We start from the raw sequence: 22,354 nt of genomic DNA, 5'->3' as shown, positions 1-22,354 counted from the left end.
GGCCGAAGACGCCGTCGCCGCGCAGGGCGACCTGGTCTTCGGGGCCGTGGCCGGTGATCGTGGCGAGGCAGCGGTGCAGGGTTTCCTGGTCCGGCAACCAACGCCACATTGGGGCGCATCACCATCCGGTCACCGTGCTAGAGCCGCAGCCGGTCGCCGAGTTCGCGGACGTGCTCCGCCTCGCCGCAGCCGAGGTCCAGCTGGCGGCGGCGCTCCGCGACGAACGCCCGGCCCAGCCCCGTGCGGTCCGAAGTGGACATCGTGCGGCGCAGTTCGTTCAGCAGCCCGCGTTCCTCGCCGCGGACGTGCGCGTCGACGATGTTCTCCAAGCGCGGCAACGCTTTCTCGAAGTCGTCGGCTTCGAGGACGGCCAGGAGATCGTCGGCGAACAGCTCGCCCGGCGAGCCCGGCCGGACGATCCGCTCGGTGGTCGTCGCGTGCGCGACCAGCAGGGCCGCCAGCTCCGCGACCAGGGCCGGGTGGTCGGCCTCGGTGTTGCGCAGGTCCCGGAACAGCTGCTCGAACCGGCGGTGGTCGGCCAGCAGCACGTCGACCAGGTCCGAGCCGGGCGCGGCCGCGGCCGGGGCGGGGCGCATCCAGCCGAACGTCAGCTCCACCGCCTGCCGCCAGTGCGCGTACTCGCTGTCCCGGCGGGCCGGGTCCATCGCCGGCAGCCACTGGCCGGCCCGGTGCCAGTTGCGCCGCAGCCCCTCCAGGTCCGGCCAGTAGCCCACGGACAACCCGGCCGCGTAGGCCGCGCCGAGCGACACCGTCTCCGCCACCATCGGGCGGACCACCGGCACGTCGAGGACGTCCGCGATGCACTGCATCAGCAGGTTGTCGGCGGTCATCCCGCCGTCGACCTTCAACGTCGAGAGCGCGAGCCCGGAGTCGGCGTTCATCGCGTCGACGACCTCGCGGGTCTGCCAGGCGGTCGCCTCCAGCACCGCCCGCGCCAGGTGGCCCTTCGTGATGTACGACGTCAGCCCGGCGATCACGCCCCGGGCCTCGCTGTGCCAGTGCGGCGCGAAGAGCCCGGAGAACGCGGGCACGATGTAGCAGCCGCCGTTGTCCTCGACCGTCCTGGCGAGGGTCTCGATCTCGGGGGCGCTGCCGATCAGCTCGAGGCCGTCGCGAAACCACTGCACCAGCGACCCGGTGACCGCGATCGAGCCTTCCAGCGCGTACACCGCGGGCTCGTCGCCGATCTTGAAGCCGACCGTGGTGAGCATGCCATGGGTGGACAGCACCGGGGTCGAGCCGGTGTTGAGCAGCAGGAAGCTGCCGGTGCCGTAGGTGCACTTCGCTTCGCCGGGCGCGAAGCAGGTCTGGCCGAACAGTGCCGCCTGCTGGTCGCCCAGCGCGGCCGCGATGCGGATCCCCGGCACCACGCGCGACGTCGTCCCGTACACCTCGGTCGAGGACCGGATCTCCGGCAGCATCGCGCGCGGGACGTCGAAGAACTCCAGCAGCTCGTCGTCCCAGGACAGCGTCCGCAGGTCCATCAGCATGGTGCGCGAGGCGTTGGTGACGTCGGTGATGTGCACGCCGCCTTCGGCGCCGCCGGTGAGGTTCCAGATCAGCCAGCTCTCGATGGTGCCGAACAGCACGTCACCGCGCTCGGCGCGCTCCCGCAGGCCCGGGGTGCGCTCCAGCAGCCAGCGGATCCGGGGTGCGGAGAAGTACGTCGCGAGCGGCAGGCCGCACAGCTGCCGCACCCGCTCGGCCCCGGGCTCGCGGGCGAGCTGTTCGAGCATCGCGTCCGTGCGGGTGTCCTGCCAGACGATCGCCCGCCCGACCGGGTTGCCGGTGTGCCGGTCCCACAGGACGGTGGTTTCGCGCTGGTTGGCGATGCCGAGGCCGACGACCTGCCCGGCGGTCGCCCCGGCGTCGGCGAGGGCCTGCGGCACGATCCGGGACACGTTCCGCCAGATCTCGACGGCGTCGTGCTCCACCCAGCCGGGCCGGGGGAAGTGCTGCTGGTGCTCGCGCTGCACGACCGACACGAGCCGCCCTCGCGCGTCGAACAGGATGCACCGGGTGGAGGTGGTGCCCTGGTCGATCGACATCACGTACCGCTGGACCATGGTCCTCCCTTCACCATCGGGACGCGCCGAGGTCGCGGGAGACCGCGCGCGCCGCGTCGCGCACGTGGCCGAGCAGCCGGGAGCTCGGGCTGCCGTCGGCTTCGCAGAGGCGCTCCACCGAACCGGACACCCCGATCGCGCCGACCACGATGCCGCCGTGGCCGCGGATCGGCGCCGCGATCCCGGCCTCGCCGGAGATCATCTCGCCGTTCTCCGCCGCCCAGCCCGCCTCGCGCACCTTCGCGCAGGCGCGCTTGATCGCCGTCTGGGTGACGAGGGTCCGGCGGGTGTAGGCCTCCGGTTCGCCGGTGCGCAACGATGCCACGAGAGTCGTGTCATAGGCCAGCAGGACTTTCCCCAGCGCGCTCGCGTGCAGCGGCAGCAGCGTGCCGACGTCGAGGGTCTGCAGGCTGTCGTCCGGCCGGAACACGTGGTGCACCACCAGCACCCGGCCCTCCAGGGGCGCGCCGATCCGCACCGCCTCGCCGCTGCGCGAAGCCAGCGCGTCGGCCCAGTTGATGGCCCGTGACCGCAGCTCGTTGACGTCGAGGTAGCTCGTGCCCAGGTGCAGCAGCGCCGCGCCGAGCTGGTACTTGCCGCTGTCGCGGTCCTGCTCGACGAACCCTACGCCCTGCAGCGTCCGCAGGATCCCGTGCGCGGTGCCCTTGGCGAGCTCGAGCGATTCGGCGATCTCGCCGACGCCGAGACGGCCCGAGCCGCGCGCCAGCAGCCGCAGGATCGCGGCGGCGCGCTCGATGGACTGGATCGGACCCGGCACGGCGCGACCCTAACCCGACCGGCCTCGATTCGACAATGTCGAACATCCACATCGGGCGTTCGACAATGCCGACCCGGGTCCGTTGACCGGCCTGACACGCGAACTTAACTTCACTCCACTGAGCCGCCCGGGGTCGAACCCCGGACCCCGCCGGGGGCAAGCCCCCTGGACCCCCAACAACCCTGGGGTGGGGACAAGGTCCTTTGTGGAGGAAAGCAATGGCGCGAAACCTCAAGGCCCACGGGCTCGCCGGCGAGATGGCCGCCGAGTTCGTGGGGACGATGATCCTCATCCTGTTCGGGTGCGGGGTGGTGGCGCAGGTGGTCGCCGCGGGCATCGGGGACCACGACAGCATCGCCTGGGCCTGGGGACTCGGCGTCACGCTCGGGGTCTACGTCGCTTCGCGGCTCAGCGGCGCGCACCTGAACCCGGCCGTGACCATCGCCCTCGCGGTCTTCAAGGGCTTCGAGTGGCGCAAGGTCGCCCCCTACGCCCTGGCGCAGACCGCCGGCGCGTTCCTCGCCGCCATGCTGGTGCGCTGGAACTACACCGAGGTGCTCAACGCCAAGGACCCCGGCCTCACGATCAAGACGCAGGGCGTGTTCTCCACCCTGCCCGGTAACGGCACGCTGCCGGTCGGTGACTGGGGCGCCTTCCGCGACCAGATCATCGGCACCGCGATCCTCGTCCTGGTGATCTTCGCCATCACCGACCTCCGCAACACCGCCCCGGCCGCGAACCTCGCCCCGGTCGTCGTCGGCTTCCTGGTTGTCGCGATCGGCATGGCCTGGGGCACGAACGCCGGCTACGCGATCAACCCCGCCCGCGACTTCGGCCCGCGGCTCGCGTCCTGGCTGACCGGCTACGACACCGCGTTCACCGACCAGTACGGCTTCCCCTACTGGTGGATCCCGGTCGTGGCGCCGGTGATCGGCGCGGTGATCGGCGGCGCGATCTACAAGTACCTGATCGAACGCCACCTGCCCGACGACGCCCCGCTGGACGCCCTGCCCGCCAAGGACCTCGAGCCCGCCGCCTGACCCGCCGCTCGATTCGCCCTTGAAGACTTGCCCCTTGAAAGAAATGGGAGCACCACCATGCCTGACTTCGTCGGCGCCGTAGACCAGGGCACCACCAGCACCCGCTTCATGATCTTCGACCACGGCGGCAACGAGATCGCCCGCCACCAGCTCGAGCACGAGCAGATCCTGCCGAAGCCGGGCTGGGTCGAGCACGACGCCACCGAGATCTGGGAACGCACCCGCTCGGTGATCGCCACCGCGCTCAACAAGGCCGGCCTGACCACGGGCGACCTGGCCGCGCTCGGCATCACCAACCAGCGCGAGACCACCGTCGTGTGGAACCGCCGCACCGGCCGCCCCTACTACAACGCCATCGTCTGGCAGGACACCCGCACCGACCGGATCGCCTCGGCCCTCGAACGCGAAGGCAAGGGCGACGTCATCCGCCGCAAGGCCGGCCTGCCGCCCGCGACGTACTTCTCCGGCGGGAAGCTCCAGTGGATCCTCGAGAACGTCGAGGGCGTGCGCGAGGACGCCGAGAAGGGCGACGCGCTCTTCGGCACCACCGACTCGTGGCTCATCTGGAATTTGACCGGCGGCCCGGACGGCGGCGTCCACGTCACCGACCCGACCAACGCCTCGCGCACCATGCTGATGGACCTCGAAACGCTGGACTGGGACGACGAGCTGTTGTCGTTCTTCAACGTCCCGCGGCAGATGCTGCCGTCGATCCGGCCGTCGTCGAACCCCGGCTTCGGCACCACCCGCGCGGACGGCCCGCTCGGCGGCGAGGTCGCGATCACCGGCGTCCTGGGCGACCAGCAGGCGGCCACCGTCGGGCAGGTGTGCTTCCGGCCCGGCGAGGCCAAGAACACCTACGGCACCGGCAACTTCCTGCTGCTCAACACCGGCCAGGAACTGGTCCGCTCGAAGCACGGCCTGCTGACCACCCTGTGCTACCAGTTCGGCGACGAGAAGCCGGTCTACGCGCTGGAAGGGTCGATCGCCGTCACCGGGTCGGCGGTGCAGTGGCTGCGCGACCAGCTCGGCATCATCAGCGGCGCGTCCCAGAGCGAGAGCCTCGCCCGCCAGGTCGAGGACAACGGCGGCATCTACTTCGTCCCGGCGTTCTCCGGCCTGTTCGCGCCGTACTGGCGCTCGGACGCCCGCGGCGCGATCGTCGGGCTCACCCGCGCCACCACCAACGCCCACGTGGCGCGGGCGACGCTGGAAGCGATCTGCTACCAGACCCGCGACGTCGTCGAGGCGATGCAGAACGACTCCGGCGTCACCCTCGACGTGCTGCGGGTCGACGGTGGCGTCACCGCCAACGAGCTGTGCATGCAGCTGCAGGCGGACATTCTCGGCGTGCCGGTGTCGAAGCCGGTCGTCGCCGAGACCACCGCGCTCGGCGCCGCCTACGCGGCCGGGCTGGCCGTCGGCTTCTGGAAGTCGACCGACGAGCTCGAACAGAACTGGAACGAAGACAAGCGCTGGACGCCGACGTGGACCGACGAGCAGCGCGCCGAGGGCTACGCGGGCTGGCAGAAGGCCGTCGGCCGCACGCTCGACTGGGTCGACGTGAACTGAGGCAGGCCATGACTGCGAGGAGGAACACCGTGACACCCGTCCCGCTTTCGCCGCTCTACCGCGCGGAGACGCTGCGCAAGCTCGTCCGTGAAGAGGTCGACGTGCTGGTCGTCGGCGGGGGAGTGACCGGCGCCGGCGTCGCGCTCGACGCCGCGTCGCGCGGGCTGTCCGTCGCGCTGGTCGAGGCCCGCGACTTCGCCGCCGGCACGTCCAGCCGGTCGTCCAAGCTGATCCACGGCGGGCTGCGCTACCTGGAGCAGCTGGACTTCAAGCTGGTGCGCGAAGCGCTCAAGGAGCGCGGGCTGCTGCTGCAGAAACTGGCCCCGCACCTGGTGCGGCCGGTGAAGTTCCTGGTGCCGCTGAAGCACCGGGTGTGGGAGCGCGGCTACATCGGCGCCGGCGTCACGCTGTACGACACGCTCGGCGGCGCCCGCGCGCTGCCGCGGCACCGGCACCTGTCCAAGCGCGGCGCCTTCAAGGCGGCGCCCGCCCTCGCGGACGACGCGCTGATCGGGGCGATCCAGTACTACGACGCCCAGGTCGACGACGCCCGGCACACGATGACGATCGCGCGGACCGCCGCGGAGCAGGGCGCTTCGGTGCTGACGCGGGCCCGCGTGACGTCGCTGCTTCGCGACGGCGAGCGCGTCGTCGGGGCGAAGGTCGTGGACCGCGAGAGCGGGGTCGAGTTCGAGGTGCGGGCGCGCACCGTCGTCGCGGCGACGGGCGTGTGGAGCGACGACATGGCGGCGGCGGCCGGGATTCCCGCGCCGTTCACCGTGCGCGCGTCGAAGGGCATCCACCTGGTGGTGCCGCGGGAGAAGATCGACCTCGACACCGGGCTGATCCTGCGCACCGAGAAGAGCGTGCTCTTCGTGATCCCGTGGGGCAGGCACTGGATCGTCGGCACCACCGACACCGAGTGGGACCTCGACCGCGAGCATCCGGCGGCGAGCCGCGCGGACGTCGACTACGTGCTGGAGCACCTCAACGCCGTCCTGCGCACCCCCGTGACGCACGACGACATCGAGGGCGTTTACGCGGGCCTCCGGCCGTTGCTGGCGGCGAAGGCGGCGGCGACCACGAAGCTGTCGCGGGAGCACGCGGTGGCGCACCCGGTGCCGGGCCTGGTGATCGTGGCCGGCGGCAAGTACACGACGTACCGGGTGATGGCTTCGGACACGGTCGACGTCGTCGTCGAGGAACTCGGCCGGCCCGCCCCGCCGTCGTGGACCGACCGGCTGCCGATCGTCGGCGCCGACGGCTACCACGAGCTGTGGGAGGACCGGGCCGGGGTCGCCGCGCGAGCGGGGCTCACGCTGCCACGCGTCGAGCACCTCCTGCAGCGGTACGGCACGCGGATCTGGAACCTCCTGGACCTGGTCAAGGACCAGCCCGAGCTGGGTTCCCCGATCACGGACACCTCCGAGTACCTGAAGGTCGAGGCCGTGTACGCGGTTTCGCACGAAGGCGCGCTGCACCTGGAGGACGTGCTCACCCGGCGGACGCGGATCTCCATCGAGGAACGTGACCGCGGCGTGGCGGCGGCCCCGGTGGTCGCCGGGCTCGTCGCCCCGCTGCTGGGCTGGGACGAGCACAAGCGGGAGCGCGAGGTGGCGAACTACCTCGCGCGGGTGGAGGCGGAGCGCTCGGCGCAGGAGGCCCCGGACGACGAGGCCGCCAACGCGACCCGCCTCGCGGCCCCGGCCCTCCTGCCGGGCTGAGGTCCGTGAATGTCGCATTGAGAGACGTAGAGTCCCTCAATGCGACATTCACGGCTTTGGGCGGCAGCCGAGCGCGGTGAGCACGTAGCGGGCGTTGGCTGAGATGACCGGGTTGGTCGTGCGGTAGTACGGCAGCTGGATCACCGCCATCGACAACGCCCACCCGCGGCCGCGTGCCCAGGTCGCGTCGTCGGCGCCGACGACGTCGCGGAAGACCTGGCGCGCGGGCGCGGGCAGCAGGTTCCACGCGGGGATCAGGTCGCACGCCGGGTCGCCCAGCCCGGCGGTGGCCCAGTCGAGCACCCCGGCCAGGCGGCCGTCGCGCAGGAGCAGGTTGCTCGGCATGAGGTCGGCGTGGACCCAGCACGGCGGCCCTGTCCACTGTGGAGCGTCGAGCGCTCCGGCCCAGACCGTGCGGGCCGCCGCCGCGTCGAAGGGCTCGTCGGTGTGGCTCAGCTCGTCGACGGCCCGGCGGGTGGCCTCGTCGACGGTGGCCAGGGGCTTCCCCCGGTAGGCCGGGGGGCCGTCCGCCCGGGTCGCGCGCAGCGCCGTCACGAACTCCGCCAGGTCACGGGCCAGCGAGTCCGGTGCAGGGCCGCCTTCGACCGCCGGTTCGCCGTCGAGCCAGCCGTGCACCGTCCACGGCCACGGGTAGCCCTCGGCGGGTTCGCCGACGGCGGCGACCACGGGTGTCGCGACCGGCAGTCCGTCGAGCGCCGCCAGTATCTGTCGTTCTTTCGCCACGTCCGCGGCGCCGCCGGCGGTGAGCGGGAGCCGGACGGTCAGGGTGTCGCCGAGCCGGTACACGGCGTTGACCGTGCCGCCGGATGCGAGCGGGACGAGTGAGAGGCCGGCCCAGTGGGGGAACTGACCCCGGAGCAGCCGCCGGACGAGCGCGGTGTCGATGGCGTGCTCGTCGGCGTGCATCCGGCCCATGTGCTCACCGAACCAGCCGCGTCAACGCCTTTATGGTGAGCCGGGGCACCCCCGATTGCACGACGATGCATAGCCGTGCATAATCATTCGCATGTCCAAGGTGCTCACTTCCCTGCCTGTCGGCGAGCGTGTCGGTATCGCCTTCTCCGGTGGCCTCGACACTTCCGTAGCGGTCGCGTGGATGCGCGACAAAGGCGCGGTCCCCTGCACCTACACCGCCGACATCGGGCAGTACGACGAGCCCGACATCGCGTCGGTGCCCGGGCGCGCCCACGCCTACGGCGCGGAGATCGCGCGGCTGGTCGACTGCCGGGAAGCGCTGGTCGAGGAGGGGCTCGCCGCGCTGACGTGCGGCGCCTTCCACATCCGCTCCGGCGGCCGCAGCTACTTCAACACCACCCCGCTCGGCCGGGCGGTCACCGGCACCCTGCTGGTGCGCGCCATGCTCGAGGACGACGTCCAGATCTGGGGCGACGGCTCCACCTTCAAGGGCAACGACATCGAGCGGTTCTACCGCTACGGCCTGCTGGCCAACCCCTCCCTGCGGATCTACAAGCCGTGGCTCGACGCCGCCTTCGTCACCGAGCTCGGCGGCCGCAAGGAGATGTCGGAGTGGCTGCAGGCGCACGACCTGCCCTACCGGGACAGCACCGAGAAGGCCTACTCCACCGACGCGAACATCTGGGGCGCGACCCACGAGGCCAAGTCGCTGGAGCACCTCGACACCGGCCTCGAGATCGTCAAGCCGATCATGGGCGTGCCCTTCTGGGACCCCGAGGTCGAGATCGCCCCGGAGGACGTCACGATCGGCTTCGAGCAGGGCCGGCCGGTGACGATCAACGGCAAGGAGTTCGCCACCGCCGTCGACCTGGTCCTGGAGGCCAACGCCGTCGGCGGCCGGCACGGCCTCGGCATGTCCGACCAGATCGAGAACCGCATCATCGAGGCCAAGAGCCGCGGCATCTACGAGGCGCCGGGCATGGCGCTGCTGCACGCCGCCTACGAGCGGCTGGTCAACGCGATCCACAACGAGGACACCCTCGCCAGCTACCACAACCACGGGCGGCAGCTCGGCAGGCTGATGTACGAAGGCCGCTGGCTGGACCCGCAGGCGATGATGCTGCGCGAGTCGCTGCAGCGCTGGGTCGGCACCGCCGTCACCGGCGAGGTCACCCTGCGGCTGCGCCGCGGCGAGGACTACTCCATCCTGGACACCACCGGCCCGGCGTTCAGCTACCACCCGGACAAGCTGTCGATGGAGCGGACCGAGGACTCGGCGTTCGGCCCGGTCGACCGGATCGGCCAGCTGACCATGCGCAACCTCGACATCGCGGACTCGCGCGCGAAGCTCGAGCAGTACGCGAGCCTAGGCATGGTGGGCGGCTCCCACCCGAAGCTGATCGGCGCCGCCCAAGCGGCGTCGACCGGCCTGATCGGCGCGATGGCCGAGGGCGGCGCCGAGGCGATCGCCTCGCGCGGCAAGGCGGGCAACGACGCGCTGCTCGACAGCGCCGCGATGGAGTTCGGCACCGACTGACCACCGCTTCACGGCCCTTCGCGGTTCGGGCGCACCGGCCGCGTAGGGTCGGTGGCGGGGGATCCGGCACGGTGGAAGGACATTGCGGGTGGGCGAGTCGAACTGGGCCGGGAACCACACCTACGGCGCGGACGCGGTGCTGACCCCGCGCACGACCGACGAGGTGCGGGAAGCCGTCGCTTCCGCGAACCACGTCAAGGCGCTGGGCAGCCGGCACTGCTTCAACGACATCGCGGACGCGCCCGGCGGAGTCCTGCTGGACCTGAGCGCGCTCGACATCCCGGTGGAGATCCACGACGGGACCGTCACCGTCGGCGGGTCCGCGCGGTACGGCGATTTCGCGGCCCGGCTGCACGCCGCCGGGTTCGCCCTGCCCAACCTGGCGTCCCTGCCGCACATCACGGTGGCCGGGAGCGTCGCGACCGGCACCCACGGCTCCGGGCGGCGGCAGCCCGGGCTCGCCTCCGCCGTCTCGGCGGTCGAGCTGGTGACGGCGGACGGCGAGTTGCGGACGTTCACCCGCGACGACGACAGCTTTCCCGGCCTGGTCGTCGGCCTCGGCGCGTTCGGCGTCGTCACCAGGCTGACCCTCGACCTGGTGCCCGCGTTCGACGTGCGTCAGGACGTGTTCGACGACCTGCCGTGGGAAGCCGCGTACCGGCACTTCGACGAAATCGAAGACGCCGGCTACAGCGTCAGCATGTTCACGAACTGGGCGAACGACGTCATCGACCAGGTGTGGGTCAAGAGCCGCGTCGACGACTTCACCGAGCGGGCCGGGCTGCACGGCGCGGTCCCGGCCGACGGGCCACGGCACCCGGCGCACGCCGCCGGGATCCCGGCGGGCAACTGCACGCCGCAGCAAGGCGTTCCGGGCCCGTGGCACGAGCGGCTCCCGCACTTCGCGCTGGCGTTCACCCCCAGCGTCGGTGACGAGCTGCAGTCGGAGTATTTCGTGCCCTACCCCGACGCGGTGGCCGCGATCCAGGCGGTCCGCGAGATCGGCGACCTCGTCGCGCCGCTGCTGCTGGTGTCCGAAATCCGCGCGGTCGCGGGTGACGACGGCTGGCTGAGCCCGTGCCACGGCGGCGACCGGGTCGCGCTGCACTTCACCTGGCAGCCGCGGCAACCGGAGGTCGAAGCGGTGCTGCCGGTGCTGGAAGAGCGCCTGGCGCCGTTCGGCGCGCGGCCGCACTGGGGCAAGCTCTTCCACGGCGGCGGTCTCGAGGCGCGCTACCCGCGGCTGGCCGAGTTCCGGGCACTGGCCGAGGAACTCGACCCGGCCGGGAAGTTCCGGAACCCGTTCCTGCGCCGGCACGTCTTCGGCGGCTAACCGCCCGGTGGGGCCGTCGTCGCGCGGACGATCAGGTAGGTGTCCAGCACCTGTGTCGTGTGCTCGTCCGCTTCGCCGTCCAGCAGGCCGAGCAGGATCGTGACGGCCGCGCGGCCCGCCGCCTCCGTCGGCATCGCGATCGTCGTCAGCGGGGGAGCCGAGATCGCCGCGAAGACGAGGTCGTCGAAGCCCACGAGGCTGATCTCGTCCGGCACCGGCACGCCGCGGGCGTTCAGCCGCGCCAGCGCGCCGAAGGCGACCAGGTCGTTGTAGGCGACGATCGCCGTCACGTCCGCCGCGAGCGCGAGGTCCGCGCCCTGCAGCCCACCCTCGAACACCGGCGGGAACGGGCCGAACTCGACGATGTCCGTGCCGTGCTGCCCGGCCGCCTCCGCGAGACCCTGCTTGCGGGCCCGGTTCGCCCACGACGTCCGCGGCCCGCCGAGGTAGGCGCAGCGGCGGTGCCCCAGCGCGGCCAGGTGCTGGATCACCTGCCGCATCCCGTCCGCGGCGTCCATCACGATCGACGGGATCCCGGGCACTTCGCGGTTCAGCAGCACCAGGGTGGTCTGCCCGGCCAGTGTCCGCAGCTGGTCGTCGGTCATGCTCGGGCTGCACAGCACGACGCCGTCGACCTGCTTGGCCATCCGGCGGACGAGGTTCTGCTCGGTCGCCGGGTCTTCGTCGCTGTTGGCGAACAGCACGGCGATGTCGTCCTGCCGGGCGCGCGCCTGGACGCCGTTGAGCACCCCGGTGAAGAACGGGTTGCCCAGGTCCGAGACCACGATGCCGATGTGCCCGGTGCGGGCCGCCGGCACCGGCTGGGGTGCGCCGGTGGCGTGGTAGCCGAGCTCGTTCGCCGCGGCCAGCACCCGGATCCGGGTCTGCTGCCGGACCAGGTCCGGCGACGTGAACGCCCGCGACACGGTCGAGATCGACACGTTGGCCCGGCGGGCGACGTCGTGAATGGTCACGCTCACGGCAACTCCTCGGCAGGCTCCTGCAACATCATGGAAACGCCCCGGTGGCGTTGTCAACAACGGCACTACGTTGGGGTGACCCGGATCCGGCCGCCTCGGGGCCCTGAGCAGGGCCGTTCGGCTGGGGTTCCGATGAAAACCCTGCAAATCGTTGACCGGATTTCCTGCAAATCGTACAACAGTGTCTTCGGAAGACCCCGCCGTGTCTCCCTGTCCAGGCGGGCGTGGGGCCCCCAGCCACGCCGTCGCCGCGAACCGGATCACCCGCGCCGGCAGCATGACCAAGGCGCCGGCCGGTTCGGGGAAGCGCTCTCTCGAACCGGCCGACGCCGTTCGGAGCAACGGGTTTCGCCGGGTTCGACCCCGTTGTCCCGCGTATTGACACCCTCGTCGGCCACGCCCTACGGTGACGACCGGAAGATTCTCCCGAACTGTCACCCATTCGTCAGTTCCGCGCGGCCCGGGCGGGTCGCGCCGATCGGAGACCCATGTCGGGGAGCAGGCGCCGCACTGTCGCGGACCCGCCGAAGCTGGCCGTCGTAGGCACGTCCGGCTACGCGTTCAGCTACCTGCACCGTGCGCGCATCCTGCACGACGAGGGCCTGGTCCGGTTCGCGGGCATGGCCGACGTCCGGCCGCCGTCGGCCGCCGCGACCGCGCTGCTGCCCGAGGGAGCCACGGCGCACGTCGGGGTGGACGACCTGCTCCGCCGGTGCCGTCCCGACATCACCGTGGTCGCGACCCCGCCGCACGCGCACGTCCAGGTCGGCGGCGCGGTGCTGCGGGCGGGCAGCGACCTGCTGCTGGAAACCCCGCCGGTGCTCGACCTCGAGGGGTTCACCACGCTCTCCCGGCTGGCGGCCGAGAGCGGGGCGGTCTGCCAGACCGGGTTCCAGAGCTTCGGTTCCCCGGCCCTGCCCGTCCTCCAGGCGGCGATCGCCACCGGCAAGCTCGGGGAAGTGGCCGGCGTCGGCGCGGCCGGGGCCTGGATCCGCACGGACGCCTACTACCGCCGCAACCCGTGGGCGGGGCGCCGGTGGCTCGACGGCGAGGCCGTCGTCGACGGCGCGCTGACCAACCCGTTCTCCCACGCGGTGGCCACCGCCCTGCTCGTCGGCGGGGTGGCCGGCCGTGACCCGGCGGAGATCGCCCTCGAGCTCTACGGCACGCGGGACATCGAAGCCGACGACACGGCCTGCCTGCGCATCCGGTTCGACGACGGGCCCGAGATCGTCGTCGCCGCGTCGCTGTGCGCCGAACAGGACCACGAGCCCTACGTCGTGGTGCACGGCGTGCGGGGGCGCGCGAAGTTCTGGTACAAGAGCCACCGCTTGGAAATCGACGACGAGCGGGTCCACCTCGGCGAGCCGGCCGACCTGCTGCGCAACCTGGTCGCCCACCACCTCGACCCGGCCGGGGTGGAGCTGCTCGCGCCGCTGTCGGACACCCGGGCGTTCGCCTCGGTGGTCGAGGCGGTGCGGGACGCGCCGTCCCCGGCGCGGATCCCGGCGGGCTGGATCCGCACGGTCGGCGAAGGGGCGAGCCGGCACCCGGTGGTGCGGGGGATCGGCGAAGAGGTCGCCGTCGCCGCGGACCGGCTGGCGTTGTTCTCCGAGATCGGCGTCCCGTGGGCGAGCGCCGAGCGGCGCCGGCGCGCCGGCGACCCACCCAAGGCGGGCACCGCCGGGCGCCCTGGCTGACGGGCGCCCACCCCTCGCGTTTGCAGCCCGTCATCCGGCGGGGATCCTGTAAGCGCTTTCTCAACCTGCCCGTTTGGCGCAGGAAATGTTGCTGCACAAGGGGCATTGCTCCGCTTCGACCGTTGACAGCGGTGCGGCGGACTGCTTACCGTGAGCGCGCTGACAGCGTTTTCAGAAAAGTGCTGACCGACCTGACGTGATCGTCGGCGGTGGCTGGGGCCGAGGACGGAGAGCTCGATGCGTCGCACAAGTGAGGGCCGGATCAGAGGAGAGGCCGCCGGGAGACCGGTCCGGCGCGGGTTCGTGGCGCTGGCCGCGGTGGTCCCGTTGCTGCTGACCGGGGTAGCCGCGTGCGGCTCGGACTCCGGGGACGGCGGTGACGTGACCATCAACTTCGTCTGGTGGGGCAACGACGGCCGGGCGAACCTGACCAAGAAGGCCGTCGAGCTGTTCCAGCAGAAGAATCCGAAGATCAAGGTGCAGACGTCGTTCTCGGCGTACCAGGCCTACTGGGAGAAGCTGGCGACGCAGACGGCCGGTGGCAAGCCGCCGGACGTGCTCAACGTCGACAGCCGCTACCTGGCCGAGTACGGCGGGCGGAACGTGCTGGCCGACCTCAACCAGGGGGCGGGCAAGGCGATCTCGCTGGCCGACATCAATCCCGAGCTGGCCGCCACCGGCGTGTACCAGGGCAAGCGGTACGCCGTGCCGTGGGCGCAGAACACCCCGGCGATGATCTACGACCCCGCCGCGTTCACCGCGGCCGGCGCGGACCCGGCGAAGGGTCTGACCTGGGACCAGTTCGCCGAGGCGACCCAGAAGGTCAGCGCCGCCAGTGGCTTCTCGGCGCGCGGGGCGACCGACTTCGGCATCTTCGACACCACCCTGGAGATCTGGCTGCGCCAGCAGGGCAAGCAGTTCTACACGCCGGAGGGCAAGCTCGGCTTCACCGCCGACGACCTGCGCCGCTACTGGCAGTTCGCGGGCAAGTTCCGCGACGCCAAGGGCGCGTCGCCCGCCGACGTCACGGCTTCCTACAACACCTCGCCGGAGCAGTCCCCGCTCGGCAAGAAGCTGACCAGCTCCGAGTTCGCGTACGACAATCTCCTGCCCGCCTACAAGAAGGCGAACGGCAAGAACCTGAACGTGGCGCCGTACCCGGCGGCCGCGAACGGGGAGACCGGGCAGTACCGGCGGCCGTCGATGTTCCTTTCGGTCTCGGCGCGCAGCCAGCAGCAGGAGGCGGCGGCCAAGCTCGTCGACTTCCTGATCAACGACCCCGAGGTCGGCAAGATCGTCGGCACCGACCGGGGCCTCGCCCCGAACCTCAAGGTCCGTGCGCAGCTCGCGTCCGCCGCGACCGGCAACGACAAGACGCTCTACGACTTCGAAGCCGCCCTCGAACCGAAGCTCGGGGCCGCGCCGCCGGTGCCGCCGAAGGGCGCCGGCGCGATCCAGAAGCTCCTCCAGCGCACCTACGAAGAGGTCGCGTTCGGGCGGATGAGCATCGACGACGCGGTGAGCCGGTTCATGTCCGAAGCCCAGAAGGGACTTTCGTAGCCGATGACGACGCTGCGCACCCCGGACCCGCCGGCCGCGCCACCGCGGCCGGCCGGGTCCGCCCGGCGGCGGGACCGGCCGGCCGGGCGCCGCCGCAAGAGCCAGCCGGAGGCCTTCGCGTTCCTCACCCCGTGGCTGCTCGGCGCGGTGGCGCTGACCGTCGGCCCGATGGTCGTCTCGCTCTACCTGTCCTTTACCGACTACGACATGTTCACGTCGCCGAAGTGGATCGGCTTCGGCAACTTCACGCACATGGTCACCGACGACGACCGCTACCTGCAGTCGGTGAAGGTGACGCTGATCTACGTCCTGATCTCGGTGCCGCTGAAGCTCACGGTGTCGCTGCTGGTGGCGATGCTGCTCAACACGCGACGCGGCGGAGGTGGCTTCTACCGGGCCGCGTTCTACGCGCCGTCGCTGCTCGGCGCGAGCGTCGCGGCGGCGCTGGTGTGGCGGGCGCTGTTCATGGGCGGCGGCCCGGTGAACGAGGTCCTCGCCTCCGTGGGCTGGCACACGCCGAGCTGGGTGGACGACCCGCAGTTCAGCCTCGCCTCGATCATCCTGCTCACGGTGTGGCAGTTCGGCGCGCCGATGGTGATCTTCCTGGCCGGGCTCAAGCAGATCCCGGCGGAGCTGCACGAGGCGGCCGCGATCGACGGCGCGGGCGCGTTCCGCCGGTTCCGGCACATCACGCTGCCCATGCTGTCGCCGGTGATCTTCTTCAACCTGGTGATGGAGGCGATCCACGCGTTCCAGTCGTTCACCCCGGCGTTCGTCATCGGCGGCGGCCGCGGTGGGCCGGCCGACGCGGACCTGTTCTACACGCTCTACCTGTTCGAGGTCGGCTTCCAGGACTTCCGCATGGGCTACGCGTCCGCGATGGCCTGGGTGCTGCTGGCGGTGATCGCGATCGTGACGGCGATCGTGTTCCGCACCGCGAAGCTGTGGGTGTTCTACGACGACGCCGACACCGGGGGGCGGAAATGACCGTGGTGCGCGTACCCCGTACCGCCCGCTCGGTCGGCTGGCACGTGCTGTGCCTGGCCATCGTCGCCGTGGTGCTGTACCCGTTGGTGTGGCTGGCCTTCGCGTCGGTCAAGCCACCGGACGAGATCCTCTCGCGGCTGGCGCTGCTGCCCACCCGGTTCGTCTTCGACGGCTACACGAAGGGCTGGGAAGGCGCCGCCGACGTCGGGTTCGGCCGGTTCTTCCTCAACTCGTTCCTGGTGGCCGGGCTGTCGGTGGCGGCCAACGTGCTGTCCTGCTCGCTGGCCGCGTTCGCCTTCGCCCGGCTGAAGTTCCGGTTCCGCGGCGCGATGTTCGCGTTCATGATCACGACGCTGATGCTGCCCTACCACGTCACGCTGATCCCGCAGTACGTGATCTTCCAGCAGGCCGGGCTGGTCAACACGTTCGTCCCGCTGATCCTGCCGAAGCTGCTGGCGACCGAGGCGTTCTTCGTGTTCCTCATCGTCCAGTTCATGCGCGGGATCCCGCGGGAGCTCGACGAAGCCGCGATCATCGACGGCTGCTCGGTCTACCGGACGTTCTGGCACGTCGTGCTGCCGCTGTCGAAACCGGCGCTGGTCACGACGTCGATCTTCACGTTCATCTGGACCTGGAACGACTTCTTCACGCAGATGGTGTACCTGAACGACACGGAGAAGTTCACCGTGCCGCTCGGCCTGCGGCTGTTCGTGGACACCAGCAGCCAGTCGAACTTCGGCGCGATGTTCGCGATGTCCGCGCTCGCGCTCGTCCCGATCGTGCTGTTCTTCCTCGCCTTCCAGCGCCTGCTGGTCGAAGGCGTCAGCACCAGCGGCCTGAAGGGGTGAGGCGATGCGCGGCGCGACCGTGAGACGGCGGACGGACTGGCGGGCCGGCTTGGGGGAGTTTTCGGACTGCCTGCTGGCCGGGCTGCTGGTCGCCCTCGCGTCGGTGCCCGTGGTGACCGCGGCGCCGGCGTTCGTGGCGGGCTGCCGGGCGCTGGACCGGGCGCGGCACGGCATCGTGCGTCCACTGTGGACGACGTTCTGGGCGGACTTCCGGCAGGCGGCCCGTGGCGGGGTGCCGTTCGGGCTCGGGTGCCTCGTGGCGGTGGTGCTGTTCGCGGTGGATTTGGAGGTCGTGGCCTCGATGCCCGGTGCCGGCGCCCTGCGGCCGGCACTGTGGCTGCTGGCCGTGGCCGGTGTGGTGATCGCCGTGCGGACCTGCGAGGTGGTGGCCACCGGCGATCCGGCCTGGCGCCGGGCGATCGTGGCCGCGGCGCGGGAATCCGCCGCGGTGCCGGGGAAAGGGCTGCTCCTGGCCGCCGCGATCGGGCTGGCGATCCTGCTCGTGTGGATGCTGCCGATCCTGGCGCTGGTCGTGGCCGGCCCGCTGGCACTGGCCGCGGTGGCGACCGGCGGCCGGCGATGATCCCTTCGGTGGTCGTCTTCGGCACGGCCGGCTACGCGGCCAACCACCTGCGCCGCGCTCGCGCGCTGCACGACCGGGGCGAGATCGTGCTCGCCGGCGCGTGCGACGTCCGGGAGCCGCCCGACGAAGCCCGGGCGCTCCTGCCGGCCGAGGCGGTCGTCACCCGGGACGCGGCGGAGCTGCTGGCCCGCACGACCCCGGAGATCGCCGTCGTGGCCACCCCGCCGCACACCCACCTGCCGCTGGGCAGGCTCGCCCTCGCGGCGGGCTGCCACCTGCTCGTCGAGAAACCGCCGGTGCTCGACCTGGCGGCGTTCGGCGAACTCGAACAGCTCGCGCGCGACCGCGGCAGGGTCTGCCAGACCGGGTTCCAGAGCTTCGGGTCGGCCGCGGTGCCCGTGGTCCGCGCGGCCCTCGCCCGCGGCGAAATCGGCACGGTCACCGGGATCTCCGCCGCCGGGGCGTGGATCCGCCGGGACCGGTACTTCGCCAGGGCCGAGTGGGCGGGCCGCCGCCGCGTCGGCGGGCAGCCGGTGGTGGACGGGTCGCTGACGAACCCGTTCGCCCACGCCGTGGCGACGGCGTTGCTGGTCAACGGCACCGCCGGGGACCTGCCGGAGCGGATCGACGTCGAGCTGTACCGGGCCCGTGACATCGAGTCGGACGACACGGCGTGCGCGCGTCTGTGCTTCGCGGGGGCGCCCGACGTCGTCGTCGCGGCCACGCTCGACGCCGAGGCCGACCACGAGCCGTACGTGCTGGTCCACGGCACGGAAGGCCGGATCCGCTGGCACTACAAGACCGACCTCGTCACGGTGGGCGACGAGCCGGTGGCGGTCGGCCCGCCGCGTGACCTCCTGGTCGACCTCGTCGAGCACCTCCGCGAAGGGGTCCCTCTGCTGGCCCCGCTGGCCGCGACCCGCGCCTTCACCGCGCTGGTGGAGGCGGTGCGCGACGCCCCGGAGCCGCGGCCGCTGCCGCCCGAGTGGGTCCGGACCGTCGGCACCGGACCGGAGCGCCGGTTCGTCGTGCCGGGCGTCGACCGCGACGTCGATATCGCGGCCGAGCGGCTCGCGCTGTTCTCGGAACTCGCCCTGCCCTGGAGTGGCGCCGGATTCCGCGCCTGCGGTGTGAAGGAGAAGTGATGGCGGTGCGTCGGCACGCGATCGTGGGCCTCGGCTCGCGGGCCCAGCTGTTCGCCCGGGCACTGGCCGGGTCGCCGCGGGCGGAGCTCGCGGCCTTCTGCGACCACAACGAGACCCGCATGCGGGTCCACAACGGCTGGCTGGGCACCGCCGTGCCGGGGTACCGGCCGGAGGACTTCGCCGCGATGCTGACGAAGGAGCGGATCGACGTCGTCGTCGTGTGCACGCCGGACCACACGCACGCGGACTACGTCGTCGCCGCGCTGGAGGCCGGCTGCGACGTCGTCACGGAAAAGCCGATGACGACCGACGTCGACGGCGCGCGGCGGATCCTCGCGGCCCGGCGCGAGACCGGCCGTTCGGTGCGGGTCGCCTTCAACTACCGGTACAACCCGGTGCACCGCCGGGTGCGGGAGCTGCTCGCCGCGGGCACGATCGGCGAGATCGGCTCGGTCGAGTTCAGCTGGCTGCTCGACACCGCCCACGGCGCCGACTACTTCCGGCGCTGGCACCGGGAGAAGGACCGGTCGGGCGGGTTGCTGGTGCACAAGTCCGGGCACCACTTCGACCTGGTCAACTGGTGGCTCGGCAGCGGTCCCGAGACGGTGTTCGCGCTGGGACGGCTGTTCTTCTACGGCGAAGAAAACGGCCGCCGGCACCGCAGTGCCGGCGACCGGTTCGCGCTGGACCTCGAAGCCTCACCCAAGCTGCGCGCGCTCTACCGCGACGCCGAGCGGGAAGACGGGTACGTCCGGAACCAGGACGTGTTCGCGCCCGGCGTCACCATCGAAGACGACCTGTCGGTGCTCGTGCGCCACCACAGCGGGGCGGTCCTGAACTACCACCTGCACGCGTATTCGCCGCGGGAGGGCTACCGCGTCGTGTTCTCCGGCAGCGAAGGCCGGCTGGAGCTGGACGTCCGGGAGAACGAGTACGCGTCCGGCGCCGAGCCGGTGCCGAAGCGGGCGCGGGCCAGGCTGACCGTGCAACGGCACTGGGAACCGCCGGAAGCCTTGTTCGACGGACTCCTCGGCGAGGGGCACGGCGGCGGGGACGAGCGGATGCTCGCCGAACTGCTCGGCGACGCCGGACCCGACCCGCTCGGCTGCGCGGCGGACCACGACGCCGGTCTGCAGGCCCTGCTCACCGGGCTGGCCGCCAACCGGTCCCTGGAAACCGGCCGGTCCGTCGACGTCGGCGAGCTGCTCGGCGAAATCGGGGAACCGGCGTGAGCCGGGCGGTGGTCGGGGACGGAACGCTGGAGCTGGCCGAGGAGGACGACGGCCGGGTGCGCGTCCGCCTCGGCGACGTCGTCCTGGCCGAGTACGTGGTCGAGCCGCCGACCCCGGCAGGGGACTCGCCGAAGCCGTACCTGCACCCAATGCGCACCACCGCGGGGGAGATCGTGACCGCGGTCCGGCCGCACGACCACACCTGGCACAACGGCCTGCAGTTCACCATGGCCCACCTGTCGGGGGAGAACTTCTGGGGCGGCCGGACCTACGTGCGCGGCCTCGGGTACACCCCGCTCGACAACAACGGCACCGTGGGCCACGTCCGCTGGGAAAGCATCGTCGGCGCGGCCGGGCACTGCGAGCTGCGGCACGAGCTCGCCTGGCGCACCGCGGCCGGCCGGCGGTGGCTCACCGAGCACCGGACACTCCGCTTCGGCGACGTCTCGGTCGCCGACGGGCGCTGGACGCTCACCTGGTCCAGCCGGCTGCGCAACACCAGCGGCCGCGAACTGCGGTGGGGGAGCCCGGTGACCGAAGGGCGCGACACCGCCGGGTACGGCGGGCTGTTCTGGCGCGGCCCGCGCTCGTTCGTCGGCGGCACGGTCCGGACGTCGGACGGCCGGTCCGCGGCCGAGGCGATGGGGCACCGCGCGCCGTGGCTCGCCTTCACCGGGCAGCACGACGTGAGCCTGCGGACCTCGACGCTGCTGTTCGCCGACAGCCCGGAGAACCCGGAGTACCCGACCGCCTGGTACGTCCGCGCCGAGCCGTTCCCGGTGGCCAGCTTCGCCGCCACCTACCACCGGCCGTGGCTGCTCGAACCGGGTGAGGAGCTGACGCTCACCCACCACGTCGTCGTCATCGACGGCGCCCCGGACGCCGCCCGGCTCGGCCGGTACGCGGCGCAGGTGCTGATGAGACAGGACACCGACTAGAGGAGCCGACATGCGCTGGAAGGCTTTCGCGGGGTGTCTCACCCTGCTCGGACTCACCCTGCTCGGATCCACACTGTCGGCCGCACCGGCGGCGGCGCACGGGCTCGATCCCGGCCGGGTCGTCCTCGGCGCGCACGACGGCTGGGCCGCGGCGACCACCGGGACGACCGGAGGCGCGGCCGCCGCACCCGGCGACGTCCACACGGTGACCAAGCGCTCCGAACTGGCCGCCGCGCTCGCCGCGAACCCGGGCGCGCCGAAGATCATCTACGTGCGCGGCACGATCGAGGGCAACGTCGACGCCCACGACCGGCCGATGAGCTGCGAAGACTTCGCCGACCCCGGCTACACCCTGCCTGCGTACCTGGCGGCCTACGATCCGGCGACGTGGGGCAAGGTGCCGCCGTCGGGTCCGCTGGAAGAGGCGCGGGAGCGGTCACAGGCCAACCAGGCCGCCCAGGTGACGCTCGACGTCGGCCCGGACACGACGATCGTCGGGCTCGGCGCCCGGGCGACGTTGCACGGCCTGACGCTGCGCGTCACCGGCAGCAACGTGATCCTGCGGAATTTGAACTTCTCCGACGCGCACGACTGCTTCCCGCAGTGGGACCCGCTCGACACCGCCGACGGCAACTGGAACTCCGAGTACGACAACCTCGACCTGGTCGGGGCGACGCACATCTGGGTCGACCACAACGAGTTCAGCGACGGCGGCAACGACGAACAGCCCTCGTACTACGGGCGGAAGTACGAGGTCCACGACGGGCTGCTCGACATCGTGAACGGCTCGGACCTGGTCACGGTGTCGTACAACCGGCTCCACGACCACGACAAGACCATGCTGATCGGCAACACCGACAAGCCGACCTACGACGTCGGCAAGCTGCGCGTCACCCTGCACCACAACCTGTTCTCCGAGATCGGGCAGCGCGCGCCGCGGGTGCGGTACGGCCAGGTGCACGTCTACGACAACCTGTACGTGGTGCGGGATCCGGCGGCCTACACGTATTCGCTCGGCGTCGGGGTGGAGTCCCGGATCTACGCGGAGAACAACTTCTTCCGGATCCCGGCGGGGCTGCCGTTGGGCGCGCTGGTCCACTACTGGAAGGGGAAGATGCTGCACGCGTCGGGAACGCTGGTCGCGACCGGCTGGTCGTGGCCCCGGCCGGTGGACCTGCTGGCCGAGTACAACGCGGCCAACGACCCGGACCTCGCGCCGGACGTCGGCTGGACGCCGGCCCTGGTGGACCGCCTCGACCCGGCGTGGCAGGTCCCGGCGCGGGTCCTCGCCGGCGCCGGCCCCCGCTGACGCTCCTCCCGCGGCCGGGCGGCGTTCGAAAGTTTCGTGGTTTTCTGAAAATCCGCGCCGATGGC

General features: G+C 71.8%; 18 protein-coding genes. 14 read left to right on the top strand and 4 right to left on the bottom strand.

Annotated elements, in window-relative coordinates:
- Window positions 1-137 precede the first annotated feature (137 nt).
- Both glpK (AB0M82_RS05710) and AB0M82_RS05705 read right to left on the bottom strand, forming a co-directional pair.
- Window positions 138-2,087 (bottom strand): glycerol kinase GlpK, encoded by a 1,950-nt coding sequence (glpK, locus tag AB0M82_RS05710; RefSeq protein WP_364718016.1) that lies wholly within the window; start codon window positions 2,085-2,087, stop codon window positions 138-140.
- A 10-nt stretch (window positions 2,088-2,097) separates the two neighbouring features.
- On the bottom strand, window positions 2,098-2,865 hold the full coding sequence (locus AB0M82_RS05705; RefSeq protein ID WP_364718014.1) for an IclR family transcriptional regulator: 768 nt from the start codon (window positions 2,863-2,865) through the stop codon (window positions 2,098-2,100).
- Between the two features lie 218 nt (window positions 2,866-3,083).
- Here AB0M82_RS05705 and AB0M82_RS05700 point away from each other — a divergent pair, with 218 nt between their 5' ends.
- Genes AB0M82_RS05700 through glpD form a run of 3 tightly spaced genes read left to right on the top strand, consistent with a single transcriptional unit; the run spans window position 3,084 to window position 7,201 of the window.
- Window positions 3,084-3,905 (top strand): MIP/aquaporin family protein, encoded by an 822-nt coding sequence (locus AB0M82_RS05700; protein ID WP_364718012.1) that lies wholly within the window; start codon window positions 3,084-3,086, stop codon window positions 3,903-3,905.
- Window positions 3,906-3,962: 57 nt separating this feature from the next.
- Window positions 3,963-5,477, top strand: coding sequence for a glycerol kinase GlpK (glpK, locus tag AB0M82_RS05695; protein ID WP_364718010.1), 1,515 nt, complete (start codon window positions 3,963-3,965; stop codon window positions 5,475-5,477).
- A gap of 8 nt (window positions 5,478-5,485) precedes the next feature.
- Window positions 5,486-7,201, top strand: a complete 1,716-nt coding sequence (gene glpD / locus AB0M82_RS05690) for a glycerol-3-phosphate dehydrogenase (protein WP_364718008.1) — start codon at window positions 5,486-5,488, stop codon at window positions 7,199-7,201.
- Window positions 7,202-7,249: 48 nt separating this feature from the next.
- On the opposite strand, the gene AB0M82_RS05685 is transcribed toward glpD, so the two are convergent.
- Window positions 7,250-8,137, bottom strand: coding sequence for an aminoglycoside phosphotransferase family protein (locus AB0M82_RS05685; RefSeq protein WP_364718006.1), 888 nt, complete (start codon window positions 8,135-8,137; stop codon window positions 7,250-7,252).
- Window positions 8,138-8,228: 91 nt separating this feature from the next.
- On the opposite strand from AB0M82_RS05685, the gene argG reads away from it, so the two are divergent.
- On the top strand, window positions 8,229-9,674 hold the full coding sequence (argG, locus tag AB0M82_RS05680) for an argininosuccinate synthase (protein ID WP_364718003.1): 1,446 nt from the start codon (window positions 8,229-8,231) through the stop codon (window positions 9,672-9,674).
- Window positions 9,675-9,762: 88 nt separating this feature from the next.
- Window positions 9,763-11,007, top strand: a complete 1,245-nt coding sequence (locus AB0M82_RS05675; protein ID WP_364718001.1) for an FAD-binding protein — start codon at window positions 9,763-9,765, stop codon at window positions 11,005-11,007.
- Here the strand turns inward: AB0M82_RS05675 and AB0M82_RS05670 are convergent.
- Window positions 11,004-11,987 (bottom strand): LacI family DNA-binding transcriptional regulator, encoded by a 984-nt coding sequence (locus AB0M82_RS05670; protein WP_364717999.1) that lies wholly within the window; start codon window positions 11,985-11,987, stop codon window positions 11,004-11,006. The genes AB0M82_RS05675 and AB0M82_RS05670 overlap by 4 nt on opposite strands.
- Window positions 11,988-12,475: 488 nt before the next feature.
- Between AB0M82_RS05670 and AB0M82_RS05665 the strand changes: the two genes are divergently transcribed.
- The 9 genes from AB0M82_RS05665 (at window position 12,476) to AB0M82_RS05625 (ending at window position 22,289) form a co-directional block, all read left to right on the top strand.
- Entirely contained in the window at window positions 12,476-13,687 is a 1,212-nt protein-coding gene (locus AB0M82_RS05665) for a Gfo/Idh/MocA family oxidoreductase (protein ID WP_364717997.1), read from the top strand.
- A 237-nt stretch (window positions 13,688-13,924) separates the two neighbouring features.
- A complete protein-coding gene (locus tag AB0M82_RS05660; protein ID WP_364717995.1) occupies window positions 13,925-15,247 on the top strand; it encodes an extracellular solute-binding protein in 1,323 nt (440 codons plus the stop codon).
- 3 nt (window positions 15,248-15,250) lie between these two features.
- A complete protein-coding gene (locus tag AB0M82_RS05655) occupies window positions 15,251-16,234 on the top strand; it encodes a sugar ABC transporter permease (protein ID WP_364717993.1) in 984 nt (327 codons plus the stop codon).
- Complete coding sequence (locus tag AB0M82_RS05650; protein WP_364717991.1) at window positions 16,231-17,082, top strand: carbohydrate ABC transporter permease; 852 nt, start codon at window positions 16,231-16,233, stop codon at window positions 17,080-17,082. Before AB0M82_RS05655 ends, AB0M82_RS05650 begins: the two co-directional genes overlap by 4 nt.
- Window positions 17,083-17,086: 4 nt before the next feature.
- On the top strand, window positions 17,087-17,665 hold the full coding sequence (locus AB0M82_RS05645; RefSeq protein ID WP_364717989.1) for a hypothetical protein: 579 nt from the start codon (window positions 17,087-17,089) through the stop codon (window positions 17,663-17,665).
- A complete protein-coding gene (locus tag AB0M82_RS05640) occupies window positions 17,662-18,810 on the top strand; it encodes a Gfo/Idh/MocA family oxidoreductase (RefSeq protein WP_364717987.1) in 1,149 nt (382 codons plus the stop codon). The genes AB0M82_RS05645 and AB0M82_RS05640 overlap by 4 nt, the downstream gene beginning before the upstream one ends.
- The gene (locus AB0M82_RS05635) at window positions 18,810-20,042 is read left to right on the top strand and encodes a Gfo/Idh/MocA family oxidoreductase (RefSeq protein ID WP_364717985.1); all 1,233 of its coding nucleotides are present in this window, start codon (window positions 18,810-18,812) and stop codon (window positions 20,040-20,042) included. The genes AB0M82_RS05640 and AB0M82_RS05635 overlap by 1 nt, the downstream gene beginning before the upstream one ends.
- The gene (locus AB0M82_RS05630) at window positions 20,039-20,980 is read left to right on the top strand and encodes a PmoA family protein (protein WP_364717983.1); all 942 of its coding nucleotides are present in this window, start codon (window positions 20,039-20,041) and stop codon (window positions 20,978-20,980) included. Before AB0M82_RS05635 ends, AB0M82_RS05630 begins: the two co-directional genes overlap by 4 nt.
- 10 nt (window positions 20,981-20,990) lie before the next feature.
- On the top strand, window positions 20,991-22,289 hold the full coding sequence (locus tag AB0M82_RS05625) for a pectate lyase (protein ID WP_364717981.1): 1,299 nt from the start codon (window positions 20,991-20,993) through the stop codon (window positions 22,287-22,289).
- Window positions 22,290-22,354 lie beyond the last annotated feature (65 nt).

It is taken from the genome of Amycolatopsis sp. NPDC051128, from assembly GCF_040682715.1.
Classification (GTDB): Bacteria; Actinomycetota; Actinomycetes; order Mycobacteriales; family Pseudonocardiaceae; genus Amycolatopsis.
Note: the sequence above shows the minus strand (reverse complement) of the source record. Positions and strands in the feature narration are given on the sequence as shown.